Origin of the sequence: Nocardia sp. NPDC059154 (assembly GCF_042755705.1) — a bacterium.
GTDB lineage: Bacteria > Actinomycetota > Actinomycetes > Mycobacteriales > Mycobacteriaceae > Nocardia.
Genome location: NZ_JBHZCS010000151.1, coordinates 1 through 6,804, shown reverse-complemented (window position 1 = coordinate 6,804; position 6,804 = coordinate 1). Strand labels below are relative to the sequence as shown.

At 64.9% G+C, this 6,804-nt stretch carries 5 protein-coding genes and 2 pseudogenes; 4 read left to right on the top strand and 3 right to left on the bottom strand.

Features of this window, described 5'->3' with window-relative positions; all coding sequences use genetic code 11:
* Nucleotides 1-124 (bottom strand): annotated as a pseudogene (locus ACFXN1_RS50855) (1,4-dihydroxy-2-naphthoyl-CoA synthase); the annotation flags it as partial.
* 160 nt (nt 125-284) lie between these two features.
* Nucleotides 285-536, bottom strand: a complete 252-nt coding sequence (locus ACFXN1_RS50850) for a hypothetical protein (protein WP_379446694.1) — start codon at nt 534-536, stop codon at nt 285-287.
* Between the two features lie 1,146 nt (nt 537-1,682).
* Between ACFXN1_RS50850 and ACFXN1_RS50845 the strand changes: the two genes are divergently transcribed.
* Both ACFXN1_RS50845 and ACFXN1_RS50840 read left to right on the top strand, forming a co-directional pair.
* Entirely contained in the window at nt 1,683-2,300 is a 618-nt protein-coding gene (locus ACFXN1_RS50845; RefSeq protein ID WP_379464129.1) for a hypothetical protein, read from the top strand.
* A 62-nt stretch (nt 2,301-2,362) separates the two neighbouring features.
* Nucleotides 2,363-3,607 (top strand): serine hydrolase domain-containing protein, encoded by a 1,245-nt coding sequence (locus tag ACFXN1_RS50840; protein WP_379464127.1) that lies wholly within the window; start codon nt 2,363-2,365, stop codon nt 3,605-3,607.
* A 277-nt stretch (nt 3,608-3,884) separates the two neighbouring features.
* Here ACFXN1_RS50840 and ACFXN1_RS50835 read toward each other — a convergent pair whose 3' ends face one another.
* A complete protein-coding gene (locus tag ACFXN1_RS50835; RefSeq protein WP_379446745.1) occupies nt 3,885-4,904 on the bottom strand; it encodes a hypothetical protein in 1,020 nt (339 codons plus the stop codon).
* 179 nt (nt 4,905-5,083) lie between these two features.
* Here ACFXN1_RS50835 and ACFXN1_RS50830 point away from each other — a divergent pair.
* Both ACFXN1_RS50830 and ACFXN1_RS50825 read left to right on the top strand, forming a co-directional pair.
* Nucleotides 5,084-6,407: pseudogene (locus tag ACFXN1_RS50830) on the top strand (IS256 family transposase).
* Between the two features lie 166 nt (nt 6,408-6,573).
* Nucleotides 6,574-6,804, top strand: a 231-nt coding sequence (locus ACFXN1_RS50825; protein WP_379464125.1) for a helix-turn-helix domain-containing protein, incomplete at its 3' end; no start/stop codon positions are given.

Here is a 6,804-nt window from a genome sequence, read left to right as displayed (position 1 = left end):
TGCGTACCTCGGGGCGATCGAAGGCGATCCGGACCGTGCCCTGCTCGATGTGCCGGTGGTACGTGATGTCGGTGAGGTTCTCGAATCCCGGGACGACATTCCACAAATCTGGATTGAAGGTCACCGCGCCCACCCTAGCCAAGTTCACATTTCGCGAGATCCACGACCCATGTCCCTCTGGCAATGGCGAGCCGAAATGCTGTGCAATACACCACTTCTCGCCTGGTACAGGTCACGTTGCTCGGCATACAACAGGTCTGCACATCAACGCGTTCGATCTCGATCTAGTTGTATTCCGGATGGATCCAATGAGGATGCTTGGCAGCGAGGTGGTCGTCGATCGCGGCCTCGACCAGCTCCCGCCAATGCGGATTGCTCTGGGTGGTGTTCTCGTCGCGAAACCACCGGCAACCAACCGTAGGGCATAAGAATCGATAGGTGCCGAGATTGTCAATGCGGCCGCCTAGGCTCACGGGGCGCTTACGACTCGCACCAGCGTCGCGACGACTGCCGAAGGCTGAAAGTTCGTCTCCCACTCCAACACTCAATCACAGGCGGACATGGAGGCGACACTTACGAACCGCGTGGTACGTGATCTTGTGACTGGCGGCCTCTGGTTTCGAACGTGCACAGCTTCGTCGCTCTCGACGGGCGCTCGACGATTTCAATGCTGTACCGCGGCGCTGGCTCGATCGCTGCTGACGCCGCATCGAGCATGTGCTGTGCCACGTTGTGGGCCAGCAGATTTCAATCATCTTGACTAATTTGCACGATCGATGACGACCGGATTTTCGATGACGACCGGATTCTTGCCGCCGAGCTCGAGGGTGACCGGGGTCTGTTCTCATTCCGCGCCCGAGCCGTGCTCGCCGGTGACGACGGCCAGCTCACGCCCCGTGCGCAGGATCCACTCGCCATTGCGGTCGGAGGTCGTCCGCCGCGCCGGGTCCGTCATGGCCGACAACTGCGACCCTGGACAGCCTCCACCGCCTTTCTGCGAACGGCCTTGCTCAACCATCTCAGTACCCGCCTGCCAACCAGCGCCGAGCACATGGTCGAACTACGCCTGCGCGAGCTGGACCCTCGTCCTGGACGGCCTGACAAACCCGCCGCAGCGAGGCGGCCCGTCCACCACCGCGCCCGACTGGGCCGAGCTGCGACACCTGTGGGCTCCCCCACCGCATTCGAGCGATGGACACCGCGGCCTACGTGAAATTCACTTTCCTCGAGGTCGCCGCGGCACTGTCTGCGCTCAGGCGCTGAACCGCATGCCGTCCAGCCGAGCCAGCCATGCATGCAGCGGGCCCGTCCAGCAGGTGGATGGCTGCGGCTCCTATCCTGCAGATACGCCGTCGTGTCGGACGGATTTGCGCCTCCCGGCCCTTGCCGACCAGCGCCTCTACTGGGCGGGGGTGGCAAAAATAGGTATGTCGTGGGTAGTTCTGCCGTCGCGGGTAGGGCCCTGCGTGACGCAGGCTCGTCAGTGACAGCGCAGGCAAGAACTGGCGAGGATTCCGATGTTCGACCACAAACCGGAGAACCCACGACACCACGGCGGCACGACCCTGATGATCCGGCGTTGCACCGACTGTGCAACGTTGGTCGCGCCAATGACCAACGCCTGCTCATCGTGCCGAGCCACGACCCTGGACTGGGTACCCTCCTCGGGCACCGGGTCGATCGTGTCGTGGAAGGTGGCACACCACCCCTCGAACGCCGGGACGTGGGAGCAGTCCACGGTCGCCATCGTCGAACTCGACGACGGCCCCTGGATCTACTCCACGATCTACGGTGAGCTCCCACCACCCTCGGACCGGCCGATCCGTGTCCGATACGAGCCCGACCCGCCCGAGGACCGGTTCCCGGTCTTCGCCATCGACACCACCGATCCACAGACCCCGGACGCCAGCACCCCGCCCGACCGCGCGCCCGCGAATGATCCCGAGAGCCCGCAGTCGACGACGTCCCCGGCGACACACACCACCGGCGACCCGGGATGGGTTCGTTCGTCGATGACGCACTGCGATTTCCTGGCGGCCAGCAAATCGCTCGACACCGCCGCGAGATCCGTGGTCGAGTTCGCGATCCGACGGGCCCCCTCCGGCGGCGCCAGCGCCGGCGAACTGCTCGTCGCCTTCGGCGTCACCCGCTGGCGGTTCGTGCAGATGATCCGCGAGGCCCTCACCCAACGCCCCAGCGACACCCGGGACGCGCGCACGCTCAAACGCAACCTGCTCGACTCACTGTCATGGGCGTGGCGCGCCTACCCCGACTCTTCGACCGCTTACGTCCCCGGCTAACACGAAAGTTTCGATTCCGCTGTTCTGCAAAGAAATTCGGCAACGAGTAAGGCGACAACGACGTGCCTGATCCGCTTCCTTCCCGACACGATCACCCCCAGGAGTCCGGCACCGTCGTGCACGGCACCTGGGAACACCGCTACGCCGATGCGATCGCCGCATTCGCGCGACTGTTCTCCACCGGCCGCGGCGGCGGCGCACTGGCGGTCTACCACCGCGGCCGCCCCGTGATCGACGTCTGGACCGGCACCGCCGACCCCGACCGCGGCATCGCCTGGCAACACAACACCGCCGCACTGTCGTACTCGACCTCCAAAGGCATCACCGCCACCGTGCTGCACCGGCTCGCCGAACGCGGACTGCTCGACTACCACGCACCGGTCGCCGAGTACTGGCCCGCCTTCGGCGCCAACGGCAAGAAGAAGATCACCGTCGCCGAAGTCCTCAGCCACCGCGCCGGACTCTCCCACGTCACACCGCTGGCCAAGAACCTCGACGAACTGGTCGACCACCACCTGATGGAAGAGCGGATCGCCGCCGCCGCACCGGACCGATGGCGCGGAATACCCGCATACCACGCGATCTCCTTCGGCTGGCTGGCCGCCGGAATCGCCCGCGCGGTCACCGGTAAGGGCATGAGCGAGCTGTACCGCACCGAACTCGCCGAACCCCTGGGCACCGACGGCCTCCACCTCGGCACCCCACCATCATCGGCGAACACCACCGTCGCCGTCTCACACGGATCATCCGTCCCGTTCGGCATCCCCGGCGCCGCCCACCTCCTGCGGATCGCGCGACGAATCCCCCTGCCGGGCACCGGATTCGCCCGAGCCATCTACACCCACGGCATCGAACAGCTCACCTCCGGAACCGCCCCGGCGATCCTGACCGGTGAAATGCCCGCCGCCAATGGAGTATTCACCGCCCGCGCCGTCGCCTCCGTCTACAACACGATCGTCACCGACACTCCCCTGCTGTCACGATCACGGGTGCGGCAGATATCGCGCGTGCAGACCTGGCTCCCGGACCGAAACCTGCTGCTCCCCATGGGCTGGCGACTCGGCTACCACTCCATCCCCGCCCCCGGCGCCCCACGAGGCTTCGGACACGGCGGACTCGCCGGATCCGGCGGCTGGGCCGACCCCGACAGCGGCCTCGCCGTCGGACTCGTACACAACTGGCTCCCCGACGCACGACACCTACCCCGCGACCAATTCGTCCTCCCCCGCCTGCTCGCCCCCGTCGTCCGCGCCGCCACCGGCACAACACACGCCCAACCGCAGGATCTCAGTACGGGGATCAGCTGACTGGCATCAGACCCTCGCCAACACAGCCAGAGGTGAGCACACCACCGACGAACGCATCGAACCCGACAGCGTCCCCCTCGTACACGCCACCTACCACTCGGCGATCCGTACACTCCCTACCCCTGAAGCCTCGTGAAGGTCGTCATGGAGCCCCAAGCGCATCTTGGGTAGGCGATCAGGCGAGGTCGGCCAGCTCATGCTCGATCTGAGTCTTGTTGAGAGAGAACCGTGTTAGCACGCGGCGGTGCGGACCGCCCAGGGGCTGATTCACAGGGGCTCAGTCGGTCCTTACGTAGGCGTCGAGTGTCAACCGCATGTCTGCCGCAACCTTCGAGTCCGGGAAATTCTTCCCAAGCAGGGCATTCAACTGTGTCAGCCGTTTCCGCACCCATGAGAAATGCGCGGACACCGGTTTCTCGAGTACTGGAGACACCGCGGCCAGACTGGCGTCCAGGTCCCCGAGAAGGGCATTCGCTGACGCCAGGTAGATGATTGTCAGCATCTCGTCCCCCGGTGAGTGCTGCACCTTCCAAGCGTCCATCGCTTCCTCGGACGCCCTGACCGATCGGCGAAGCGTCTTCGGGTCCTCGGCCCACATGAGCGAGAACCCGTGGTAGTAGATCTGTTTCGCGGGGGTGAATGTGAACAACCCCGGAATCTCGTCCGGCCTGCACTGGTCCCGCACTCGGTCGGCTTGATCCAGAAGCTCGAGCGCCGTGGCCGAGTCCCCCAAGTTGGCCACCGACGCGGCCAGCCCACACAGAAGCCGCGGTTCCGCGGTACCGGTGGACGTACCGACGTAACTCAGTCCGTCTCTAGCCGAATCACGCGCCATCTCAAAATCTTTCGTGAATCGGTAGGCAAGAGCCTGGGTGCCTCTTGCCCAGGCACGAAGTTGATCGTCCCCGGCCCGGTCTCCGAGCTGAAACGCCGCTTCGGCATGGACCTTTGCGTCCTGGGCCTGACCCAGGTCGAGAGTGAGGTACGACAGCACCCCAGAGACCCGGCCTAGAGCGACGTACAGGTCTCGAATCTCTCCGGTGGAATACGCCCCTACTCTCAGGCGTCTCGCAAGCTCTGATCGCAAGCCCAGCGCCTTCTGAAAGGTCTCGTCGTACGACTCCAATCGGGCCTTGGTCGAGATGTTGACGATTTCCTGGCCGATACCCTCCAGTGGCACGCCATCGGGCGCGACAAGAAGCGCCTCCGAACCTTGAAGCGCTTCGCGAAGTAGGCGTTTCCTCTCCGCAGCGGCTTGCCGGTCGGCTTGGTCTGCATCCCACGAAGCGACCAACACGCCATTGCCACAGAGTGCGGCGTCAGCTCGTTCGACCCAGCTTCGATCCTTCGGCCACCGCCGACGAGCAATGATCGAAACCTGTGGATGACCGGGAGGGAGTACCTTCCCGGATGATCTGAAAGACAACGGGTTTCGATCTGCTCGGCGCGCCAACGCCGGGCGGGAAGGTACGTCCCATGCTCAAGGTAATCGACGGCGGCGCCGAGTCCAACCAGGACGGCGCGGCGGGTCCGGTGTCGGGTTCGCCGATCGACGAGATCGTGCGCGAAGGCGCGCGGGGAGATGCTGGCCGCGGCGTTGCGAGCCGAGGTCGCGGCCTATATCGACCGGTTCGCCGACCAGGTCGACGAGAACGGCAGGCGACTGGTGGTGCGCAACGGCTACCACGCGCAGCGGCAGGTCATGACGGCCGCCGGCGCGGTCACCGTGACCGCGCCGCGCGTCAATGACAAGCGCGTGGATCCGGAAAGTGGTGAGCGGCAGCGGTTTTCCTCGGCGATCCTGCCCGCTTGGTGCCGCCGCTCACCGCAGGTGACCGAAGTCCTGCCGCTGCTGTACTTGCACGGGCTGTCCACGGGCGACTTCGGTGCGGCGCTCGAGCAGTTCCTCGGGTCCGGGGCCGGGTTGTCGGCGGCGTCGATCACGCGGTTGACCGCGTCGTGGCAGGACGAGGCGAAAGCGTTTTCCGCCCGGGACCTCTCGGGCACCGACTACGTCTATCTCTGGGTCGATGGTATCCACACGAAAGTGCGCCTCGAACAGGAGAAATTGTGTCTGCTGGTGATGCTCGGAGTCCGCGCCGATGGCCGCAAGGAGCTGGTCGCGATCAGCGACGGTTACCGGGAGTCGACAGAGTCGTGGGCCGATCTGCTACGTGATTGCCGCCGTCGCGGCATGACCGCCCCGGTGCTGGCGGTCGGGGACGGCGCACTCGGGTTCTGGAAAGCGCTGCGCGAGGTATTCCCGCAAACCCGAGAACAGCGCTGCTGGTTCCACAAGTCGGCGAATGTTCTCGCTGCGCTTCCAAAATCGACGCATCCGGGCGCGTTAGCGGCGATGAAGGAAATCTACAACGCCGAGGACATCGATCACGCCCAGGTCGCGATCAAAGCGTTCAGAATCGATTACGGTGCAAAGTATCCCAAGGCCGTGGCGAAGATCGTCGACGACGCCGATGTGTTGCTGGAATTCTACAAATACCCGGCCGAGCATTGGATCCACCTGCGCACCACCAACCCGATCGAATCGACCTTCGCCTCGGTCCGGCTGCGGACGAAAGTCACGAAGGGCCCCGGTTCCCGCGCGGCCGGAATCGCCATGGCCTACACGTTGATCGAGGCCGCCCAAGCCCGCTGGCGCAAGGTCAACGCCCCCGAACTCGTCGCGCTCGTCCGCAACGGAGCCCTGTTCCACAAGGGCAAGCTGCTCGAACGCCCCCGCGATATCACCCCGACGCCGTCAACCAGCGCGGCCGACACCGCCCGAACGGAGGTCGCCTGAACCCTGCCGAACCACAGGTTTTGACAATTTCTCACGCCACTTTCTCGGAGGGCTCTCCGGATTAGCGGGGGAACCTCACAGCAGGTCATACGCCACTGACAGAACCGGACGGTATCCTGAAGGTCGCGAGGGACTGACCGGGCAACAAGCCTGTCAGGAGCCTATTATGTCCAAACAACCTCGTATGCAACGCGATACCACCGACACGGGTGTGAGAGAAGCGTTGCGACGCCTGCTGGGCGAGCCGACGATATCGATACCTGACGCGGCCAGACTCCTCGGGATCGGACGTTCCACCGTCTATGCCGCCGTCAAATCGGGTGAGCTACCCGCCATTCGGGTCGGCCACCGAGTGCGCATTCCGTCCAGATGGATTCGCGAGGCACTACGTGTCGAG